The 21,136-nt window shown below is 52.8% G+C and carries 19 protein-coding genes and 1 tRNA gene; 12 read left to right on the top strand and 8 right to left on the bottom strand.

Features of this window, described 5'->3' with window-relative positions:
* The first annotated feature begins 140 nt into the window (after positions 1-140).
* Positions 141-1,136, top strand: coding sequence for an acyltransferase (locus VIJ98_RS00285; protein ID WP_323271838.1), 996 nt, complete (start codon positions 141-143; stop codon positions 1,134-1,136).
* On the opposite strand, the gene VIJ98_RS00280 is transcribed toward VIJ98_RS00285, so the two are convergent.
* The 3 genes from VIJ98_RS00280 to xylA all read right to left on the bottom strand — a co-directional run bounded on the left by VIJ98_RS00280 (position 1,121) and on the right by xylA (position 5,050).
* On the bottom strand, positions 1,121-2,053 hold the full coding sequence (locus VIJ98_RS00280) for a helix-turn-helix domain-containing protein (protein WP_323271837.1): 933 nt from the start codon (positions 2,051-2,053) through the stop codon (positions 1,121-1,123). The two genes, VIJ98_RS00285 and VIJ98_RS00280, sit on opposite strands and share 16 nt — an antisense overlap.
* 214 nt (positions 2,054-2,267) lie before the next feature.
* Positions 2,268-3,710, bottom strand: coding sequence for a xylulokinase (xylB, locus tag VIJ98_RS00275; protein WP_323271836.1), 1,443 nt, complete (start codon positions 3,708-3,710; stop codon positions 2,268-2,270).
* A gap of 17 nt (positions 3,711-3,727) precedes the next feature.
* Complete coding sequence (xylA, locus tag VIJ98_RS00270) at positions 3,728-5,050, bottom strand: xylose isomerase (RefSeq protein ID WP_323271835.1); 1,323 nt, start codon at positions 5,048-5,050, stop codon at positions 3,728-3,730.
* A 345-nt stretch (positions 5,051-5,395) separates the two neighbouring features.
* Here xylA and xylF point away from each other — a divergent pair, with 345 nt between their 5' ends.
* The 7 genes from xylF (at position 5,396) to VIJ98_RS00235 (ending at position 12,597) form a co-directional block, all read left to right on the top strand.
* Positions 5,396-6,388 (top strand): D-xylose ABC transporter substrate-binding protein, encoded by a 993-nt coding sequence (gene xylF, locus VIJ98_RS00265; protein ID WP_008105256.1) that lies wholly within the window; start codon positions 5,396-5,398, stop codon positions 6,386-6,388.
* A 28-nt stretch (positions 6,389-6,416) separates the two neighbouring features.
* Positions 6,417-7,937 carry a xylose ABC transporter ATP-binding protein gene (locus VIJ98_RS00260; protein WP_277966846.1) on the top strand — a complete coding sequence of 507 codons (1,521 nt, stop codon included), beginning with the start codon at positions 6,417-6,419 and terminating at the stop codon, positions 7,935-7,937.
* A complete protein-coding gene (gene xylH / locus VIJ98_RS00255; protein WP_008105258.1) occupies positions 7,930-9,111 on the top strand; it encodes a xylose ABC transporter permease XylH in 1,182 nt (393 codons plus the stop codon). Before VIJ98_RS00260 ends, xylH begins: the two co-directional genes overlap by 8 nt.
* A 93-nt stretch (positions 9,112-9,204) precedes the next feature.
* Positions 9,205-10,383: a D-xylose utilization transcriptional activator XylR gene (xylR, locus tag VIJ98_RS00250; RefSeq protein ID WP_061719296.1), complete on the top strand. Its 1,179-nt coding sequence runs from the start codon at positions 9,205-9,207 to the stop codon at positions 10,381-10,383.
* Positions 10,384-10,444: 61 nt separating this feature from the next.
* Positions 10,445-10,539: transfer RNA gene (locus VIJ98_RS00245), tRNA-Sec, on the top strand.
* A 298-nt stretch (positions 10,540-10,837) separates the two neighbouring features.
* Complete coding sequence (locus VIJ98_RS00240) at positions 10,838-11,704, top strand: sce7726 family protein (protein WP_323271834.1); 867 nt, start codon at positions 10,838-10,840, stop codon at positions 11,702-11,704.
* Positions 11,686-12,597, top strand: coding sequence for a sce7725 family protein (locus VIJ98_RS00235; protein ID WP_323271833.1), 912 nt, complete (start codon positions 11,686-11,688; stop codon positions 12,595-12,597). The genes VIJ98_RS00240 and VIJ98_RS00235 overlap by 19 nt, the downstream gene beginning before the upstream one ends.
* A gap of 120 nt (positions 12,598-12,717) precedes the next feature.
* Here the strand turns inward: VIJ98_RS00235 and VIJ98_RS00230 are convergent, their stop codons facing one another.
* Positions 12,718-13,377, bottom strand: a complete 660-nt coding sequence (locus VIJ98_RS00230) for a DUF1345 domain-containing protein (protein ID WP_061720041.1) — start codon at positions 13,375-13,377, stop codon at positions 12,718-12,720.
* A 195-nt stretch (positions 13,378-13,572) separates the two neighbouring features.
* Here VIJ98_RS00230 and VIJ98_RS00225 point away from each other — a divergent pair, with 195 nt between their 5' ends.
* Both VIJ98_RS00225 and VIJ98_RS00220 read left to right on the top strand, forming a co-directional pair.
* On the top strand, positions 13,573-14,616 hold the full coding sequence (locus tag VIJ98_RS00225; protein ID WP_323271832.1) for a RhuM family protein: 1,044 nt from the start codon (positions 13,573-13,575) through the stop codon (positions 14,614-14,616).
* A 111-nt stretch (positions 14,617-14,727) separates the two neighbouring features.
* Positions 14,728-15,576 carry an AraC family transcriptional regulator gene (locus VIJ98_RS00220; protein WP_154156931.1) on the top strand — a complete coding sequence of 283 codons (849 nt, stop codon included), beginning with the start codon at positions 14,728-14,730 and terminating at the stop codon, positions 15,574-15,576.
* Here the strand turns inward: VIJ98_RS00220 and VIJ98_RS00215 are convergent.
* The gene (locus VIJ98_RS00215; protein ID WP_312664603.1) at positions 15,533-15,931 is read right to left on the bottom strand and encodes a helix-turn-helix domain-containing protein; all 399 of its coding nucleotides are present in this window, start codon (positions 15,929-15,931) and stop codon (positions 15,533-15,535) included. The genes VIJ98_RS00220 and VIJ98_RS00215 overlap by 44 nt on opposite strands.
* 225 nt (positions 15,932-16,156) lie before the next feature.
* Here VIJ98_RS00215 and VIJ98_RS00210 point away from each other — a divergent pair, with 225 nt between their 5' ends.
* On the top strand, positions 16,157-16,534 hold the full coding sequence (locus VIJ98_RS00210; RefSeq protein ID WP_323271831.1) for a DUF1360 domain-containing protein: 378 nt from the start codon (positions 16,157-16,159) through the stop codon (positions 16,532-16,534).
* A gap of 30 nt (positions 16,535-16,564) precedes the next feature.
* Here VIJ98_RS00210 and VIJ98_RS00205 read toward each other — a convergent pair whose 3' ends face one another.
* Both VIJ98_RS00205 and VIJ98_RS00200 read right to left on the bottom strand, forming a co-directional pair.
* A complete protein-coding gene (locus tag VIJ98_RS00205) occupies positions 16,565-17,029 on the bottom strand; it encodes an Rrf2 family transcriptional regulator (RefSeq protein ID WP_323271830.1) in 465 nt (154 codons plus the stop codon).
* Between the two features lie 38 nt (positions 17,030-17,067).
* Positions 17,068-18,060 carry a LacI family DNA-binding transcriptional regulator gene (locus VIJ98_RS00200; RefSeq protein ID WP_008105264.1) on the bottom strand — a complete coding sequence of 331 codons (993 nt, stop codon included), beginning with the start codon at positions 18,058-18,060 and terminating at the stop codon, positions 17,068-17,070.
* Positions 18,061-18,461: 401 nt separating this feature from the next.
* On the opposite strand from VIJ98_RS00200, the gene VIJ98_RS00195 reads away from it, so the two are divergent.
* Positions 18,462-19,925, top strand: a complete 1,464-nt coding sequence (locus VIJ98_RS00195; RefSeq protein WP_154195039.1) for a sugar porter family MFS transporter — start codon at positions 18,462-18,464, stop codon at positions 19,923-19,925.
* A 71-nt stretch (positions 19,926-19,996) separates the two neighbouring features.
* On the opposite strand, the gene VIJ98_RS00190 is transcribed toward VIJ98_RS00195, so the two are convergent.
* The gene (locus VIJ98_RS00190; RefSeq protein ID WP_061720017.1) at positions 19,997-21,130 is read right to left on the bottom strand and encodes an ROK family protein; all 1,134 of its coding nucleotides are present in this window, start codon (positions 21,128-21,130) and stop codon (positions 19,997-19,999) included.
* Positions 21,131-21,136: the final 6 nt, after the last annotated feature.

Below are 21,136 nucleotides of genomic sequence, written 5' to 3'. Positions count from 1 at the left end.
CCTACGACGGATCGAAATTGTTTTTGTAGGGTCGTCATTTATGGCGACCTGGTAACAGAGTGATCTGAATTACAGCGCAAAAGGTTGTTGGCGCGCGGCTCACTGGCTACCCTTCTTCGCAGCGAATGCAAGAGGACGCCATGCAGCAAAAAATTTACTGGATCGACAACTTACGCGCGGTTGCCTGCCTGATGGTGATCGTCATTCACACCACAACCTGGTACATCACCGGACCGATGGCGGTAACTGGCCTGAGCTGGGATGTGGCGAACCTGCTTAACTCGGCGTCACGCGTCTGTGTGCCGCTGTTCTTTATGATCTCAGGCTATTTGTTTTTCGGCGAACGCAGCGCGCAAGGGCGGCATCTGCTGCGTATCGTGCTGTGCCTGCTGTTCTACAGCGCGGTAGCACTGGTCTATATCACCTGGCTAACGCCGATCAATGAAGGGCGATCGCTGCTCAAGCTGCTGCAAAAACCGGTGTTCTATCACCTGTGGTTCTTCTTCGCCATTATCGGCATCTATCTGTTATCCCCGCTAATTCAAGTGAAAAGCGTGGCGCCGCGCTATGTCGCCATGCTGGTGATCGTGCTGGCGGTGCTGGCGAATCCTAATACTGTGAGCCAATCGCTGGGGCCGTTCCACTGGCTGCCGGTGAATCTGTATGTCAGCGGCGACAGCATCTATTACCTGCTGTATGCGCTGCTCGGACGTGCGATTGGCTGCATGGAGACCGACAAGCGCAGCATCAGCTGGCTGGCGGGATTAGGATTTGTTGCCTGCGTGATTGGCATTGCGCTCGGCACCAAACAGATGCTGAAAATCAACGGCGCGTTCAACGATACCTGGTATCTCTACTGCGGGCCGCTGGTGTTTATTGCCGCCATCAGCTTGTTGATTCTGTTCAAAAATACGCTGAATCAGCGCGCGCTGCCGGGACTTGCCACTATCTCGCGCTATTCACTGCCGATTTACGGCTTTCACGCGCTGTTTATCCACTTTCTGCGCACCAATCATTACGACGATATGTCGCGTCCGTGGCTCGATTTGCCGTGGGTGATGGGCGTGACGCTGATCGGCAGCCTGCTGCTGGCGATGGGCTTACAGCGCGTGGATAAGCGTCATCTGGTGAGCTGATCGTCCCAGCGCTGGTGCGCGCGGCGCAGCTGGCGGGCCGAGGAGAATCCGGCGGCCAGCGCCGCTTTCTCCGCCGCTTCGCCCTGCTGCTGACGTTGCCGCGCAATCACTAAGCGCAGCTGTTCGTGGTACTCGCGAACGCTGATGCCAAGATGCTGGCGAAACAGGCGCGTAAGATGACGTTCGCTGACGTGCGCCCGCTCGGCCAAAGCGGTAAGCGACCAATCGTGTTCGGGATGGGCAATCATCACATCCTGCGCGCGATGAATCGCCGGATGCATATGATTACGATAGCGCAGCCACGGCGACAGCTGCGGATCGTCGCCGGAGCGGCGGAACCACACCACCATTTCGCGCGCCACTTTCAGTGCCTGCGGCGCACCGCACAATCTATTGATTAAATGCAGCGCCAGATCGATACCCGCAGTAATCCCCGCACTGGTCCAGATGCCGCCATCTTCGACGAAAACCCGATTATCTTTCACTAACGCCGCCGGTGCTGCCGCTTTCAGGCGCGGTAATACATCGTGATGCGTGGTGCACTGAATTCCATCCAGCAATCCCGCCTGCGCCGAGAGCAATGCGCCGGAACAGATGCATACCAGCGTGATGCGCTGATCAGTAATCGCCGCTTGCTGCTGGCGTAGCCAGTCACGCGCTATGGCTGCCGGTTCGGAATCGAAACAGACGCGCGAATTGTATACGCCAGGCACCACCAGCAGGCTGTTTTCGGGCAGTTGCGCAGGCAACGGCGCGATGTCGGCGATGGTCATACCGGTGGAGCACAGCACGCTAGGCTGCGGGCCGATGTAATGCAGCGTAAAGTGGCCGTCGGCCAGCTGCAGGGTTTCAGCAGGGCCAGTGAGATCCAGCGCCATCACGCCGGGAAGCACGAGGAAGAAGACGGACTGCGGCATGGTGGGCTCCATCAGTTAGGTGCGGCATTCGGCCAGGTTGGCATAAATGCCAGGTTGGGTGCGTTATTCGGCCAGGTCGCCATTAATGGCGACCCTACAATGTAGGGTTGGCATTTATGCCGACCAAATCAGGCCACTCGATTCAACACAATCACCCAATAATACCTGATAAAACCCCCGACACCCTGCCAAATCCAGCCATCCCTCTCCCACATCAAGACATCAACGGCTGCAACTGCTGATACAAACGCGCAAACACTTCGCGCTGCGGCTGATACGCCTGATGCCGCGCCGCATCCGGTTGGTGCCGCTGCGCAAGGTCCAGCGACGGCCATTCGCTCGCCGGATCAATCGCCAGCTGCGCCAGTCGCGCTGCACCCAGCGCCGGGCCGACTTCGCCACCATGACAATAATCCAGCGTCTGCCCGCTAATATCCGCCAGCATCTGACGCCAGTACGCACTGCGCGCGCCGCCGCCAATCAGCATCACGGTTTTCGGCTGCACGCCGCACTCATGCACCGCATCCATGCCTTCGGCCAGCGCGAAGCCCACGCCTTCCAGCACCGCGCGCGCCAGCTCTGGTCGGCCATGCTGATGCGTTAAACCAAAGAACGCGCCCTGCGCCTGCGGATTATTATGCGGCGTGCGTTCACCAGAGAGATAAGGCAGGAACCACACTGGCGGCACATCGCTGCGCGCTTTTTCCGCCTCACTCAGCAGTTGCGGTACATCGGCGCAGCCGGTCAGCACCGCTGCCCAATCGAGACAGGAAGCCGCGCTCAAAATCACCGACATCAAATGCCAGCGCTGCGGCAGCGCGTGGCAGAAGCTGTGCACCGCGCGCTGTGAATTACTGAGATAACCGTCGCTCACCAGGAAATAGACGCCCGACGTACCAAGCGACAGCATGCCTTGTCCCGGCTCAACCATGCCGACACCCACCGCGCCCGCCGCATTATCGCCGCCGCCCGCCACCAGCGGCACCTTTTGCATACCCCAGCGCGCGGCGACATCCGCCAACAACGTGCCGGTGATCTGATTGCCTTCAAACAGTTGCGGCATCTGGCTGCGCTGCAACTCGCATGCGCTAAGCATCTCATCGCTCCAGTCGCGCTGCGCCACATCCAGCCACATCGTTCCCGCTGCGTCCGACATATCGCTGGCGAAGTCGCCGCTCATGCGGAAGCGCAGATAATCTTTTGGCAGCAGCACTTTAGCCACCTGAGCAAACACCTGCGGCTCATGCTGTTTCACCCACAACAGCTTTGGCGCGGTGAAGCCGGGCATCATCAGATTGCCGGTGATGCGACGCGAATCCGGCACGCGCTTCTCCAGTTCCTGACACTGCTCGCCGCTGCGCCCGTCATTCCACAAAATCGCCGGACGCAGCACCCGATTCTCGCTATTCAGCAAGGTGGCACCGTGCATCTGCCCGCTCAGGCCAATCGCCTTCACGCCGCAGAGATCGTGCTGCTGCGTCAGCGCCTGCATGGCACGATCGGTCGCCTGCCACCAGCTTTCGGCATCTTGCTCGCTCCATAACGGCTGCGGCCGCGACACCTCCAGCGGCGCACTCTCCACTGCAATCACTTTGCCGTGCGCATCCAGCAACGCCACTTTCACGCCGGAGGTGCCTAAATCGATGCCGATAACCATGCTGCGCTCCTGAAAAGTTAAAAATCAAACAAGTAGTGATTCACCAGATTCTCCAGCTGTTCCTGGCGTCCACTACGATGCTGTGGATTGAATTGCTGTTGCTGCGCCTGTTCCGCCAGTGCGGCGAGGGAAAATTCACCCTTCAGAATCTGCTGTCCGAACTCACCGTTCCAGCCGCTGTAACGTTGTGCCACACGCTTATCCAGCTCGCCGTCCGCCACCATGCGGGCCGCGACTTTTAACGCCAGCGCCATAGTATCCATTGCGCCGATATGGCCGTAGAACAGGTCATATTTATCGGTGCTCTGGCGGCGAACTTTGGCATCAAAGTTTAAGCCGCCGGTGGTGAATCCGCCCGCTTTGATAATTTCGTACAGCACCAGCGCATTCTCTTCAACGCTGACCGGGAACTGGTCGGTATCCCAGCCACACTGCATATCGCCACGATTAGCATCCACCGAGCCAAAAATGCCCAGCGCGATGGCCGTTGCGATCTCATGATGGAATGAGTGGCCCGCCAGCGTCGCGTGGTTAGCCTCCACATTCACTTTGATCTCTTTCTCCAGCCCGAACTGCTTCAGGAAGCCATAAACCGTTGCCACATCATAGTCATACTGATGTTTTGTCGGCTCCTGCGGCTTGGGTTCAATCAGCAACATGCCGTGGAAACCGATCTTGTGTTTGTGCTCCACCACCATCTGCATAAACCGGCCAATCTGCTCGCGCTCCTGGCGCAAGTCGGTGTTGAGTAAGGTTTCATACCCTTCGCGCCCGCCCCACAATACATAGTTCTCGCCGCCGAGGGTTTGCGTGGCCTGCATGGCGCTGCACACCTGGCTGGCCGCCCAGGCAAAAATTTCCGGATCTGGATTGGTTGCCGCACCCGCACCGTAACGCGGATGGGTAAAGCAGTTGGCGGTTCCCCACAGCAGTTTCACGCCGGTTTCCTGCTGTTTTTCCAGCAACTTATCCGTCATAACGGCAAAGTTTTCGCGATAGCTTTTCAGCGAATCGCCTTCCGGTGAGACATCCACATCGTGGAAGCAGTAATAAGGCACATTCAGTTTATGGAAGAACTCAAAGGCGACATCGGCCTTTTGTTTCTCCAGCTCAAGCGCATCTCCCGGCTTCTGCCACGGACGATCAAATGCCCCAACGCCAAACATATCCGCGCCGTTCCAGCAGAAGGTATGCCAGTAACAGGCCGCAAAGCGCAGATGCTCCGCCATGGTTTTACCGAGAATCACTTCGTCCGGGTTGTAATGACGAAACGCCAGAGGATTGCGGGTATTACTCCCTTCATAACGAACGCGATCAAGCTGGTCGAAATAGGCGTGCATAGTTAGCTCCTTAGCATGAGGACCCGAATGGTCAGCTTTGAGCCGTTATTGTGATGATGTAATTTACTGCTGCTCAATTACGATATTTAACACTCAACGTAAGATAATTATTATTTGTGCGCCAGCTCGCAAAATAATGTCGTCATTTTCATTCAACCTTCTCAACTTCGTTTTTTCTGAAAGCGTTGAAATATCGATCGCGCTCATAAAATCGCAAATAAACCAAAAAACGTAATAGCCGGATAAAAATCAGTAATTGATGTCATCTGAAACTCAGGGCAACAATTCATCGGCCTGGTTATAAGCCTTACAACGACAACAGCCTCAATCTACAGGATTAATACCATGAACATGAAACAATCACTGTTGGCCGCCTGCGCGGCTCTGGCCCTGTTTAGCCACGCGGGTAGCGCTAAAGAAGTCAAAATCGGTATGGCTATTGATGATTTACGTCTGGAACGCTGGCAAAAAGATCGCGATATCTTTGTTAAACAAGCCGAATCGCTGGGCGCCAAAGTGTTTGTGCAATCGGCCAACGGCAACGAAGAAACGCAGATGTCGCAAATTGAAAATATGATCAATCGCGGCGTCGATGTATTGGTCATCATTCCTTATAACGGCCAGGTTTTAAGTAACGTTGTGGCGGAAGCGAAACGTGAAGGCATTAAAGTGCTGGCGTATGACCGCATGATAAATAACGCCGATATTGATTTTTATATCTCATTCGATAATGAAAAAGTGGGCGAATTACAGGCCGAAAGTATTGTAAAGCAAGTGCCTAAAGGTAATTACTTCCTGATGGGCGGATCGCCGGTGGATAATAATGCGCGCCTGTTCCGTGCCGGTCAGATGAAAGTGTTAAAACCTTATATTGATAATGGCAGTATTAAAGTAGTCGGCGATCAGTGGGTTGATGCCTGGCTGCCGGAAAATGCGCTGAAAATAATGGAAAACGCCTTAACCGCGAACAGCAACCACATTGATGCCGTTGTAGCGTCGAATGATGCCACCGCAGGCGGTGCGATTCAGGCATTAAGCGCGCAGGGACTTTCCGGCAAAGTCGCGATCTCCGGTCAGGATGCCGATCTCGCCGCCATCAAACGCATTATGAACGGCACGCAAACCATGACGGTTTACAAACCCATCACCGAACTGGCGACCGAAGCGGCCAAAATCGCGGTGGAACTCGGTGACGACAAGCAACCCGCCAGCAACAGCAAGCTGAACAACGGCCTGAAAGATGTGCCATCGCGCCTGCTGAATCCTATTCCGGTGAACAAAGACAACATTGAAAGCACGGTAGTCAAAGACGGCTTCCACAAGCAGAGCGAACTCTGAGGCGCGAGCCCGCAAAGGAGATAGGTCGATGTTGCTGGAAATGAACCATATCACCAAACGTTTCGGCGCGGTGAAAGCACTGGATGACGTGAGCCTGCAGCTGGAAGCCGGTGAAGTGATGTCGCTGTGCGGCGAAAACGGCTCGGGAAAATCGACGCTGATGAAGATCCTGTGCGGGCTGTATCCGCACGGTGACTTCGAAGGCACTATCCATTTTGCGGGCGACGAGATTCAGGCGCAGACCATTCGTGATACCGAACGCAAAGGGATCGTGATCATCCATCAAGAGCTGGCGCTGGTGCGGCAGCTGACGGTGATGGAGAACATTTTCCTCGGCGCAGAGCTGGGGCGTTTCGGCATGGTGGATGACGAAACCATGACGCTGCGCTGCCAGCAACTGCTGGAGCGGGTCAAACTGCATGTCTCGCCGGATACGCGCGTCGGAGAGCTGGGATTAGGCCAGCAACAGCTGGTGGAGATTGCACGCGCCCTGAATAAACAGGTGCGCCTGCTAATCCTCGACGAGCCGACCTCTTCGCTTACCGAACAGGAAACCGAGGTGCTGCTGAGCATCATCAAAAACCTGCGCGAGCACGGCATCGCCTGCATCTACATCTCGCACAAACTCAATGAAGTTAAAGCGATTTCGGACACCATCTGCGTGATCCGCGACGGCCAGCATATCGCGACCCGCGCGGCCGCCGGGCTGAGTGAGGATGACATCATCACCATGATGGTCGGGCGCGAGCTGACTGCGCTCTATCCGCATAGCCCACACGAGATTGGCGAAACCCTGTTGCAGGTGGAGAACCTCACGGCGTGGCATCCCATCAACCGCCATATTCGCCGGGTGGATAACGTCTCTTTCAGCCTGAAGCGCGGCGAAATTCTTGGCATTGCCGGGCTGGTCGGTGCCGGGCGAACCGAAACCGTACAGTGTCTGTTTGGCGTTTGGCCGGGACGCTGGCAGGGCGATATTCATATCAACGGTAAGAAAGTCCGTATCAATGACTGCCGCGCCGCCATCGCTCACGGCATCGCGATGGTGCCGGAAGATCGCAAAAAGGATGGCATCGTGCCGCTGATGGGCGTGGGCAAAAACATCACGCTGGCCGCGCTGGACCAATTTAGCCCCCGTCTTTCGCTGCTGGATGAAGCGCAGGAGCAGCAGGCAATTAACCAGGCCATTGCGCGCCTGCGGGTAAAAACCTCGTCGGCGGAACTGCCGATTGGTCGCCTGAGCGGTGGGAATCAACAGAAAGCGATCCTTGCTAAATGCCTGCTGCTCAACCCAAAAATCTTAATTCTTGATGAGCCGACGCGCGGCATTGATGTGGGCGCACGCCAGGAAATCTATCTGCTGATCAACTCGTTAGTGCAGCAAGGGATTGCCGTGATTGTCATTTCGTCTGAGCTGCCCGAAGTACTGGGCCTGAGCGATCGGGTTTTGGTGATGCATGAAGGCAAAATCAAAGCCGATCTGATTAACGATAACCTGACTCAGGAGCAGGTGATGGAAGCCGCCCTGCGGAGTGAACACTATGTTTAAGACCGAAAGTACGCAACGCGGCCTCACCACGCCGGGTAAAGGTGCGCCGGGAAAATTCTCGCTGCCGGATTTGCAGGTGCTGGTGATGCTGGGTGCGATTGTGCTGATCGCCCTGTTCTTCACCTGGACCACCGACGGTGCGTGGCTCAGCGCCCGTAATGTTTCCAACCTGCTGCGCCAGACCGCCATCACCGGCATTCTTGCGGTCGGCATGGTGTTCGTCATTATCTCAGCGGAAATTGATCTCTCAGTCGGTTCGATGATGGGATTGCTCGGCGGTGCGGCGGCCATCTTTGACGTCTGGCTCGGTTGGCCGCTACCGCTCACCATCGTCGTAACCCTGGTGATGGGCCTGCTGCTCGGCACCTGGAACGGCTGGTGGGTGGCCTACCGCAAAGTCCCGTCGTTTATTGTCACGTTGGCGGGGATGCTGGCATTTCGCGGCATTCTGGTCGGCATCACCGACGGCACAACCGTAGCGCCCACCAGCCCGGCGATGTCGCAGATTGGGCAAAGCTATCTGCCTGGCGGGATCGGCTTTGGCTTCGGCTTTGCTGGCCTGGCGCTGTTTATCCTCTGGCAATGGCGCTTGCGCCTGCGTCGCCAACAGCTGGGTCTGACGCAAACCTCCGTCAGCGGTGCGCTGGTGCGACAGGTCATCACCGCTGTTCTGGTGTTAGGCGCGATCTGGCTGCTCAACGATTATCGCGGCGTACCAACGCCGGTGTTACTGCTGGCGCTGCTGCTGCTCGGCGGCATGTTTATGGCGACGCGCACGGCTTTTGGCCGCCGGATCTATGCCATCGGTGGCAACCTGGATGCCGCGCGCCTTTCCGGCATTAATGTGGCCCGCACCAAGCTGGCAGTCTTCGCCATCAATGGCGTGATGGTGGCGATTGCTGGCCTGATTCTCAGCTCACGCCTTGGCGCGGGTTCGCCTTCGGCAGGCAACATCGCCGAGCTGGATGCCATCGCCGCCTGCGTGATTGGCGGCACCAGCCTGGCGGGTGGCGTTGGTTCGGTGGCGGGCGCGGTCATCGGCGCATTTATCATGGCTTCACTGGATAACGGCATGAGCATGATGGATGTCCCGACCTTCTGGCAGTACATCGTCAAGGGCGCCATCCTGCTGCTGGCGGTGTGGATGGATACCGCGACGCGCCGTCGGGTGTAATCGCGTGGGGGATCACAATGTGGCGCAAATTCTTTCTGCTGTCCGTCGTGCCATGCTATGCAAGGTGCTGTCGATTTAGGAGAGTGCGCCATGATGCATGAGAAACGCTTTCGTATTACGTTGCTGTTCAACGCCAATAAGGTCTATGACCGCCAGGTGGTTGAGGGCGTCGGTGAATATTTACAGGCATCTCAAACGGATTGGGACATTTTCATTGAAGAGGATTTTCGTTGCCGCATCGACAACATCCGGGAATGGCTGGGCGATGGAGTTATCGCCGATTACGACGATCCCTCGATTGAAAAACTGCTGGCTAACGTGTCGGTGCCGATTGTCGGCGTCGGCGGCTCCTACCATCAGCCGCAGGACTATCCGCCCGTGCATTACATCGCTACCGATAACGCCGCGCTGGTCGAGAGCGCCTTTTTGCATTTGAAAGAGAAAGGCGTAAACCGCTTTGCTTTCTATGGTTTGCCCGCTGCCAGCGGCAAACGCTGGGCGCAAGAGCGTGAGCATGCGTTTCGCCAGTTGGTGGCGCGCGAGCGTTATCAAGGCGTGGTCTATCAGGGCATGGAAACAGCGCCGGAAAACTGGCAGCACGCCCAGAACCGCCTCGCTGATTGGCTGCAAACGCTGCCGCAGCAAACCGGCATCATCGCCGTCACCGATGCCCGTGCTCGCCATCTGCTGCAGGCTTGCGAATATCTCAAAATTCCGGTGCCGGAAAAGCTCACGGTGATCGGTATCGATAACGAGGAACTGACGCGTTATCTGTCGCGCGTGGCGCTCTCTTCAGTGGCGCAGGGTTCGCGCCAGATGGGTTATCAGGCGGCAAAACTGCTGCATCGCCTGCTGGATAATCAGCCTCTGCAACTGCAACGCATTCTGGTGCCACCGGTAAAAGTGATTGCGCGCCGCTCCACCGACTTCCGCTCCTTGCACGACCCGGCGGTGATTCAGGCGATGCATTACATCCGCTTTAACGCCTGCAAAGGCATTAAGGTTGAACAAGTGCTGGATGCTATCGGCATCTCGCGATCGAATCTGGAAAAACGCTTCCGCGATGAAACCGGCGACACCATTCACGCCATGATTCATCGCGAAAAACTGGAGAAAGCGCGCGAGCTGCTGGCGTGTTCTTCATTGAGCATCAATGAGATTTCACAAATGTGTGGCTACCCGTCGCTGCAATATTTCTATTCGGTGTTTAAGAAGAGTTATGCCAATACGCCGAAGGAGTATCGGCAGCTTCACGGTGAAAACGTGCTGTGACGCACGGCTAAGATCAAGAATTCCGCCGCGATTGTCGCTATACTCCTGCGGCATCTTCAAAGGAAGATCGTCGTCTCCGGTGAGGCGGCCGGATTTCAAATCCGGTTGGGGCCGCCAGCGGTCCTGGGCAGGTTCGACTCCTGTGATCTTCCGCCACTGCAACTCAGTACTCTTTCGAGATCAGTTTAAATTAACCTTTAAAAACAACAAAATAACATGAAACTGTATGCGAGTTGGTTCTTCAATGTTAGCCAGAATTAGCTAAGCTTTACTTGATTTTTTAATTATCAAAAATAAATCATTGATAATTAAAGGTTTTCAAAAAAAATGATATTCAATAGTTCTAAAAAAAGTTTGACGTGCTATTTAAGTTGAGAAAATCCTAAGGATTAGGATAAGCTAAGTTTCTCAGTAATTTTTTAACTATAGGCGCGTAAGTGCGATTAACTTTAATATGAGCAATAATAAAAACATCGGTCAATTATTTACTAGCCAAGCTATAAATGCTATTGCTGATGGTGATTATTCATTGCTTTATAAGCTAGCATCGACAACTGTTCGCTCTCATTGCTTTCCTATAAAAGTGTCAGATATATTCGATTTAGCTTTTACAAAATTATCAAGCGATTATAAATCAGAATATTTTTTCAAAAACGTCATCGCTAATGAAGTGTTTTTGAAAAAACATAAAAATAACAAGGCTGTAATGTTATCTGAATTCCGAGTGGGCACAAATAAAGCCGACTGTGTTATATTAAATGGTTTATCAACATGTTATGAAATTAAGACTGAGCTTGATAATTTAAAAAGACTGCCAGAGCAACTTAATTCATATATAGAATTGTTCGATAAAGTTTATGTCGTTGCGTCAAAAAACCATATCGATAAGATAAAAAACATTACACCTGAGTCAGTTGGCATTATTGAGCTCACTAATAAGAATAAGCTCAAAGAAATTAAGCCTGCATTGATTATAAATTCCGAAATAGATCCAAAACTAATGATAAACTCAATGAGATTAGCGGAATTTAAATTCATGGCTGAAAAAATATCACGAGAGAGCATCGAACTGCCCAACATGGACGTTTATTCATATTGTTTGGAGGTTTTTGAGAGGACTAACTCTGAATTATTGAGAAAAAATTTTCGTGAGGCTCTAAAAATACATAGAGCTAATAACTTTAATTTCATTGAAGCTTTACCAAGATCACTTAAATCAACAGCAATTAGCTATAGTATGACCCAATCTCGTCAGAGATCCCTAACCGAAATACTTTCAAGTTACATAGAAAAGGATGATATATGTACTTTCCACTATTGAGAGGTAAGCAGTACGAATTAACGGCTTTAAGAGAACTATCAAGCATTGTTCAACATACTCTAATAACACCAGTAATAGAGCCAGTACGTGAAAACCTTAAGCAGTTAGAAAACACGATAAAAACCTTAAACGAAAATCATATAACGCCCATCATTGTGGTCAACTCAGAAATCAGCGAACTTAAAGGTAAAACCGATCAATTCATTAGCGATTTATTTGAAATAAAAGAAGTGAACTTTATACCTTGCATAAAATACAATGACAATCCCGATGAATTCGTTCGATTGGAATCACAAATAAAAGGTAAAAAAGCCGCTTACATCGAAAATAGCATTAATCGTAATATTTTATCAAGACTCAATAATTTTGAAGTTAACATAGTACCCGAAAGCTCCCCTAAATCTTTACTTTCCCAATTATCCAATGTCGTATTAATGGACGACCCGTTTAAAAAGAAAAAAAGAAATGCAGATTATCCTTCAAATTCTTACTTCTCTGACCTACATGTCAGATACAAAGAAGTACATAGCTCTGTTATAGGCTTTGGGGACTTTAACATTGCTGGTTCTGACTATGCTGAATCAGGCGGCCCTGCATACGTTGTAACAATCCATGCAAGTTACCTTGATGGTAATGAATTCGATGCTATGTCTGTTAGACACTTTTCTTCAATGGATGATGGAACTCCTTCAAACCCAACGGGAAAATTCCAGCAAGCTTTAGATAAGTTGGTGTTGCACGGTAATAAATTCCCAGAATTCTTTGATAACACTTCTGGTATGCGAGGATTCAAATCTTTACATGCCCGTAGACATTACCCCGGGCTAGGGCAAGTCAAGCAATTCTCCATGCAGCACCATATTGAAACTATCTGCAACTACATCGCAATCTGAAGTCATTGCGTTTAAAAATTTATTAAAGAATGACCTTTAATCATGAATGACCATATGGGTCGATTAGTTAATGGTCATTCTTAACTCCTGTGATCTTAAACCACTTCCACTTCTCCCCCACTAACTCAACAATCCCGCCCCCACATTCACCGACAATCCCAAGATCGCCAGATTGAACACGAACGAAATCACCGACTGCAGCAGAGCGATTTGCCGCATATCCGTGGTGCCCGTTGCCACATCGGCGGTTTGCGAAGCAACCGCGATGGTGAAAGAGAAGTAAAGAAAATCCCAGTATCCCGGCTGCTCGGGCTTTTCGGGAAAGATCATCGGCGTAACGTCTTTGCTGCGACGCAGATAGTGATGATGCGCGTAATGCATGGCGAATGACGTCGGAAGTAGCGCCCATGAGACCACTAAGGTTGCCGCTGTTAGCAGCAGATGCAGCACGCGCGGCGTTCCTGTCAGACTTTTCAGCGTGGTGAGCTCCATCAGGATCGCCAGAATGCTAACCATGCAGGTGAGCGTTACCATGCTCAGTACCAGCGTCGCACTTTCATCTTCGATTTTCGCAATATGCGGAATGTCTTTGGCCTCGGTGCCTAACATGCGCAGCCACAGAAAAGCGAGATAGAGCCATGCCAGCACGTTCCAGCCAATCAGCAGACGCTGCAACATGCCCAGATGCGCAGGCAGGAAAAAATAGCAGGCCACGCCAGCCACAATCGAAACCAGCAAACGCAGGCGTGCGCGAAGGTAATGCATCAGGGAAAGGCTCATGGTGTCAGAGGCTTAGTAAAGGAAGGTGGATAGGTTAACTGTAGACGCTGTTAATGAGGTTGTAATTGTGGAGCACCTTAACCATTCATCGGTTTGGCTCCATTGCAGTTGATAAAATAATCGCCAATCGACTAATGAGCTTCATTGCGTCTATCTGGCATACTGTGAACCAGATCCTATTAGAGCGGAGGCGACATGTCAGAAGAGCAATCCACACCATCACCAGCAGGCGAATTTGTCATGTTTGCGAGCGGAGATGGGAAAGTGCGGGTTGAATGTCGCTTCGAGCAGGAATCGCTTTGGCTTTCACAAGCATCTATTGCCACCCTTTACCAAATTACGCCACAAGCCATTACGCAGCACATTAAGGCGATCTATGAAGAAGGCGAACTTGAACAAAACGCAACCTGTAAGTCTTACTTACAAGTTCAACAGGAAGGAACTCGTCAAGTCAGCCGCAATACCCTTCATTACAATCTGCCAATGATCCTCGCCATCGGTTATCGCGTCCGCTCAGCACGCGGTACTCAGTTCCGCCAATGGGCAACGCAAACCCTGCAAGAATATTTGATCAAGGGTTTTGTGATGGATGACGAGCGGCTGAAAAATCCGCCGGTGGGTTCATCCGCTGTACCTGACTATTTCGATGAGATGCTGGAGCGAATTCGCGATATTCGCGCCAGTGAACGTCGGATGTATTTACGCGTTCGCGAGATTTTTGCCTTAGCGGCTGACTATCAACCTTCCCTCAAAGAGACCACGCAGTTTTTTCAAACCATCCAGAATAAGCTGCACTTTGCCTGTACCGGTTATACTGCAGCCGAGCTGATTCATTTGCGCGCTGACGCCAGCCAATCTCACATGGGTTTGACGAGTTTTAAAGGTGAAGAGGTGCGGAGAAGCGATGTCACCGTGGCTAAAAATTATCTGGTTCAGGACGAAGTGAGCGAGCTCAATCGCGTGGTAACGATGTGGCTGGATTTTGCCGAAGACCAAGCGCGCCGTCGCCAGCAGGTATTTCTTCGCGATTGGCAGAGCAAACTCGATCAATTTCTGCAATTTAACGATCGCGATGTGCTGCAAGGCGCGGGTTCAATCAGTAAGAAAATGGCCGATGAAAAAGCACAGGCTGAATACGGTGAATTCGCCGAGCAACAGCGTCGTCTGAAAGAGTCAGAAGGTGAAAAGAACATTGCCGGTTTGCTGCAGTGGCAACCAAGCCCTAATAAATCGAAATGATCGCCGCTGAGCCGCATCCCGCCCTTTTGCGCCTCAACTTATACGCGCCCATGCTTTACTTCCCCACCAATCTCCGCCACTTTGCTCATTCATCGCATTGTGGAGTCTGGCATGCTAATCCATCCAACCGATACTCTGACTTTCTCGGGCAATCCGCGCCAGGCTGAGCTGCGTCAGCGCCTGCTGGAGCCGGATGCGCCGAAAGTGATTGCCGCTGCGTTAGCGAAACAGCTGGACCGTGAAACCTTCACTCATCGCCACGCCGCCGGGCAGCTCTTCTGTTTAAAACAAGGATTGATGACGGTGAAAACGCCGTCCGGTATTTTCGCCAATCCGCCGCGACTGGTGGGCTGGATTCCGCCCTACTTTGAACATGCGATCATTGGGCCGGGCCCGGTGCTTGGCTGGACGGTATTGGTTGACGATGCGCTGGCCGCGCCGTTGCCAGATCATCCGGTCCTGCTTTCCTGCCCGTCGGTGTTAGAGCCGCTGGCAGAAAGGCTGGCAACCTTGTCGCCCGATCACTGGGGCAGCGCGCGCTACAATCGCCTGAGCGAGGTGTTTCTGGATGAGTTATATGAATCGACTGAACATCCGCTGACGTTACCGTTGCCGACGGAACCGCGCTTGCTGCAGATTGCACGCCTGTTGATGGACGATCCCTCCGATACGCGCACCGGGCCAGAACTGGCGCGTTGGGCGGGACTCAGCCCACGCAGTTTGAGCCGACATTGGGCCAGCGCGGTGGGCATGAGTTTAACGCGCTATCGCCAGGTTTCACGTTTACTCAAATCACTGGAAGGATTGGCGGCAGGCAAAAGTGTGCAGCAAGTAGCGTGGCAGGTCGGATTCGATAGCGTTAGCAGCTATATCAGCGCTTTTCGCAGCGCGTTTGGTTCAACGCCCGGCAAATATTTTACGCCGCCAGTCGACTCTGCGGATGCAAAAACAGCAAGCTAGCAGGCCCATCTATCTCCGGCAAAGTGTGCTGATATTTACGACGGAACGCGCCGGGCGGCAGATCGAACATGCGGCGGAAGGTGCGGCAATAAGTTTGCTGCGAGTCAAAGCCATATTTAATGGCGATATCCATCAGCGGCGTATTGCTGTTCAACAGCGCGATCACCGAAGCCGTTAACTTGCGCTCGCGAATGTAGGTGCCAAGCGCAACGCCGGTGTAACTGCGAAACAGTCGCTGCAGATGCCACTGCGAATACCCGGCGCGTCGCGCCACGGTTTCCAGAATGAGTTTCTGCTCAATATTGTCCTCAATCCAGAGCATCAGTTGCTGCATAAAGGCGGCGTGCATATCCATCTTTCCTCCTGATGTCGAAATGAAAACCGGACGGAAATCCGGCAAGTGGCAAGCATTATAGAAAGTCGCTCACTGGCTATGTGATGGTCAAAAGCCAATAAATAACGATAACTCGCCAATTTATCCTGTTCCGGCAGATCGCAATCTGCGGCATCTTGCAGCAGCACGCATCATGTAATATTGTTAGTTACATGAAAAGATACTTTGAGATGAAAAGGAAAATCTATGAGCAGTTTACTCATGTCCGACCTGTCGCTATGCCTGACGATCGCGCTTGCATCAGCCAGTATTTCCATGACCATTACCCAAACTGAGCTGTTCGCAGGATTACGCGCCTGGACCGCGAAAAAGAACGCGTTATTAGGTCACTTGTTCCATTGCTTCTATTGCATGAGCCATTGGGTAGTATTTTTTGGCATGGTGGTTTATCACCCGGATTTATTACACAGCGGGATGGCAATCGTTGACTGGCTGATGACCGCATTTATTACCCTTACGCTCACAACCTTTATTAATGGTTTGATGTTTAAGGTTTTTCAGGCGGCCATTACTACGCACGTCATGAAGCATGAAGCGCAGATCACCTTACAGAAACAGGATTAACTGATGTGATGAATAACCGGGGAAAATTGGTTATTCACTGCATTTAGGGAAGGTATCGGATGGAAGCCCAAGTTTGGCCATTTTACTTAAATAATCGTCGCTAATATCGGCGACGGTAATTTGACTAAAGCGCTGCAACAACAGCGCTTCCGCTTCGCTAAGTGTTTGATCGAGCTGTGCATCCACCGCATGCTCAACCAGGCAAGGTGAAGGCTCCGCAGCAGGACCGATGCTGAACAGCGCTGGTGCGCCGATTGCCTGATAAACATCCAGCAGCGAAATTTCCGTCAACGGCACACGCAGTTCCCAGCCGCCGCCGTGCCCTTTTTCTGACGCCACATAACCTTTCTCGCGCAGGCCAGACATCATCCTGCGTACCACCACCGGATTGGTGCCCAACATTTTGGCCATCGTTTCGGAAGTGGCGCGTTTCACGTGCCGATCCAGATGAATCAGTGCGTGCAACGAGCGGGACAAGCGATTATCGCGTGGCATAGAACATTCCTTAATACTGGCGAAAGCGTATGTGATGTTTAAATCGTCGCACCCATTGAGAGGCGATAATGCAGGTCGACCTGCTCGATGGTGGGCTGCTGGTTGATTTTTTTCAGGATGATCTCCGTCGCCACTTTTCCCATCTCAAAGCGCGGCGTGATGACGCTGGCTAAGCGTGGCGTGGTTGCCTGGCCGATTTCCAGTCCGTGAAAACCGGCAATCGCCATCGCTTGCGGCACGGCAATGCGCGCCGCCTGACACTCCTGCAGTACGCCGACCGCCAGATCATCATTGGTGCAGAGAATCGCATCCATCTCCGGATAAAGCTGGCGCGCCAGCGTCATCATGCCGGTACCAATCGATACCGATGAGACCTTGTTTGGCACAATCCGTCCTGCGGGCAAACCGGCCGCTTCAACCGCATCGCGATAACCGGCGTAACGTTGTTCATCACGACGATCGGACATCGAACCAAAGTAGATGACGCGCTGTTTGCCGCTGGCCAGTAGCATCGCCGTCATATCGTAGCCGGCGCGATAGTTATCGAAGCCAACATTGATGCGCCCGCGCGCTTCGGTCAATCCCATCACTTCTGCCACCGGAATGTTGGCAGCATTAAGATATTTTTCCGCGCGCACGGTGTGCACTGATTCGGTCAGGATCAGCCCTTTGATGTTAAAGGCTAAAACCGTGGCGATCTGCTCCTCTTCACGCTGGGCGTTGTAGTCGTAATTGACCACCAGCGTTTGATAACCCTGCGCGCTGGTCACCGATTCAATCCCCGCCAGCAGATCGGCAAAGATTTGATTATTAAAGGAAGGAATTAATACGCCGATGCGCGGTGGGTTCTGTTTAGTCGCCGCGACATTATCGGTATCCGCGACGTAGCCAATTTCGGCAATCACGCTGGCGATCTTCTCCGCCGTTTCCGTTTTGACCTTTTCCGGCGTGCGCAGATAGCGACTTACCGTCATTTTGGTGACGCCCGCCAGGGTAGCAATATCGTCCAGAGTGATGCGCTGCGTTTTCATTACGGCGTCCGCAAAGAGGGGCTGAGAATCAACGTATTATGCCCGTTGCCTGTTAAAAAATGAAACGCGCCCGTACGCTTAGTCGGGTGAAATAAAATCGGCGAGTCAGCTTGCATAACAGAATGAAAATTCCAATAAAAAGTAAACTTTGCAATGCCCTTACAAAGTGAATTGATGAAAAACCTATCATTTCATTAGGCTATAAATATGCCCCTGACGACTTATTCAGCAATTTTCGCAACCCTCTTCACACTTTTCGGAAAAAATGATCCAAAAACCATCATTTAGAACATATATTCCAACACGAAGACCTCGCGTGAATAAAAGTTGAACATCTAAACCTACACCACCCTCTTTCTGAACAAGCAACGTTCAGGCCGTAGAGACAAGGGGCTATAACAATGGATACCAGGCAAAAACGCTACAACATGAAGTATGTCATTCTCTGCTGTACTGTCGCGGCATTCGGCGGTCTGCTGATGGGATATGACTCTTCGATTATCTCCGGTGCAATCGAACCCTTAAGTGAATATTTCCAGTTATCGCCCGCTGAAACCGGCTGGGCCGTTTCCAATATCCTGCTCGGCAGTTTGATCGGCTGCTTTATGGCGCCGCGCCTCAGCGACAAGCTGGGACGCAAAAAATCCCTCGCCATCACCGCCCTGCTGTTTACCGTTTCGGTGATCGGGACGGCGCTGGCGCATAACTTCACCGTATTCGTCATTTTCCGCATGATTGGTGGATTGGCGATTGGTCTGGCGTCGGTGATTTCGCCTATCTATCTGGCCGAGCTGTCGCCTTCCAAGTTTCGTGGCCGTACCACCGCGCTGTATGCGGTGTGCTGCGTCGGCGGACAATCGGTGGTGTTGCTGACCAACTACTTCATCACCAAATCCACCTTACCTGACGTGATGATCAATATGGGCTGGCGCTACATCCTCGCCACGGCGCTGGTGCCGTGCGCACTGTTTATCCTGTTCATCGCCTTTATCCCGGAATCGCCGCGCTGGAACGTGCTGAAAGGTAAGTACGATGAAGCGCTGGATACGCTGACCAAAATCTCAAACCGCGAGCATGCTGAGAGCGTGTTCAACGAGATCAAACATTCGTTTTCTGATAAAACCGCGCAGCAGCACAAATCGCGTCTGCGTCTGGATAAAACCACCATTCCACTGCTGATTGTCGGTATCGGTTTGGCGGTGGGTAACCAGATCAGCGGCATCAACGTGATTCAGTACTTTGGACCAACCTTGCTGAAAAACGTCGCGGGCAGCACGGACTCAGCGCTGCTGCAAACCTTCTGGCTGTCGATTTGTCAGTTCATTGGCGTGCTGGCGGGGATGATGCTGATCGATAAAGTCGGTCGTCGTAAGCTGCTGCTGCTGGGTGCCATCACTTCCTGCGTGTGCCTGACCTACTCGTTCATCGCCTTCTATTACCACCTGCCTGGCATGCTGGCGGTGATTGGCCTGTTCGCGTACATGATTTTCTTCGGTATGACGTGGGGCCAGATCGTCTGGACGGTGTTGGGCGAAGTGTTCCCAACTGAGATCCGTTCGATTTGCGTGGGGATTTCCATCTGCGCGATGTCGATGGCCAACTTTGTTATTAGCAGCACCTTCCCGATCATGAACAGCAGCCCGATGCTGCTGGATATGTTCCACGGTGGCTTCCCACTGTTGCTGTTTGCGATTTTCTCGCTGGGGATGTACTTCTTCACCTTCCGCTATCTGCCAGAAACTGCCGGCGTGTCGCTTGAGAAGATTCATGCGCTGGTGCTGCGTAAATTTAACGTCGAAGCAGAGTTGCCGGAGACGACGTCCACTGCGAAAGCGAGCGAGTCGTTTGATATTCCACGGCATTAATCGATAAGGGTGCGCATTTATGCGCACCTGGTCGCCATGAATGGCGACCCTACGAGATCATTGATGGCACCCTATTGGCTGGGGCGTTCGTACTGCTCAATCACCGCCAGCGCTAAGCCGTTGGCCGGATCAATACGCAGCGGCAGGAAATGCAGCGCTGTATGGGCGAAGGTAAAGGCCAGCGTACCGGCCTGCGCCGCCTGCTGCACCGCCTGCACAAATGCCGGCTGCGCATTCCAAGGCCCATCAATAATGATGCTGGCCGGATTCACCAGCTGCATCACCTGACTCAATGCGTTGCCCAAATGGGTGCCCGCCTGCGTCATCACCTCTTTCAGGATTTCCGGCTCGCTATCGCCATTCTGCCAACGCAAGCCCGGTTTGCGTTTTGCCAGCTGCTGCTGAATGGCCGGTTTGCTCACCAGCGTTTCCAGACAACCTAAGCGTCCGCAGCTACAACGTTCGCCATTGGGTTGCACCGTAAGATGGCCGATCTCGCCCGCCGTCCAGCTACTGCCGGTAAACACTTCGCCCTGTTCCACTAGCGCACCGCCCAATCCTTCAGAGATACGCAGATAGAAATGGCTTTGCGACTTATTCAGTTCGAGTTGCTGCACCGAAAGCAGCGCGGCGGCTTTGACGTTATTCATGATGCGCAACGGCAGCGGCATCTCGTGGCTGAGAATGGTCATTACATCCACATTCTGCCAGCCAAGATGGGCGGAAAAATGCACCCAGCCACGATGGGGATCGATGATGCCAGGGAAGCCAATCGCTACGCCGAGCAGTTCTGGATGCGCCGCATGCAAGGTCTGACACACTTCCACCAGCTCATGCAGCAGCTGCTCGGGATCGCTGGTTTCCGTACGCCAGGTTTGCTCAGCAATTACCTGCGAGTAGTAGTCACACACGCGCCAGTGAATCGCCTGGCGCTCCACCATGATGCCCGCACTTTTCAGCTTTTCCGCGCGCAGTGAGATTTCGATTTTAGGACGGCCGGCTGAAGCGACGCTAACCGGGCCGAGCTCATTGATCAGCCCGGCTTCCAGCAAATCATCAACAATCAATGAAACGGTGTTTTTGCTCAGCTCGAGCGCTAATGCCAGATCCTGGCGGGAGGTGATGCGGGTGGTACGCAGTTGCGTCATCACCCGCTTCAGGTTATTCAGACGAAGTAGTGCTGGACCTTTACCGGCTGCTTTCATAGCACT

The sequence above is a fragment of the Pantoea sp. S18 genome, assembly GCF_045689705.1.
In the GTDB taxonomy this organism is placed as follows: Bacteria; Pseudomonadota; Gammaproteobacteria; order Enterobacterales; family Enterobacteriaceae; genus Pantoea; species Pantoea symbiotica.
This window is presented reverse-complemented; position numbering and strand designations above follow the sequence as displayed.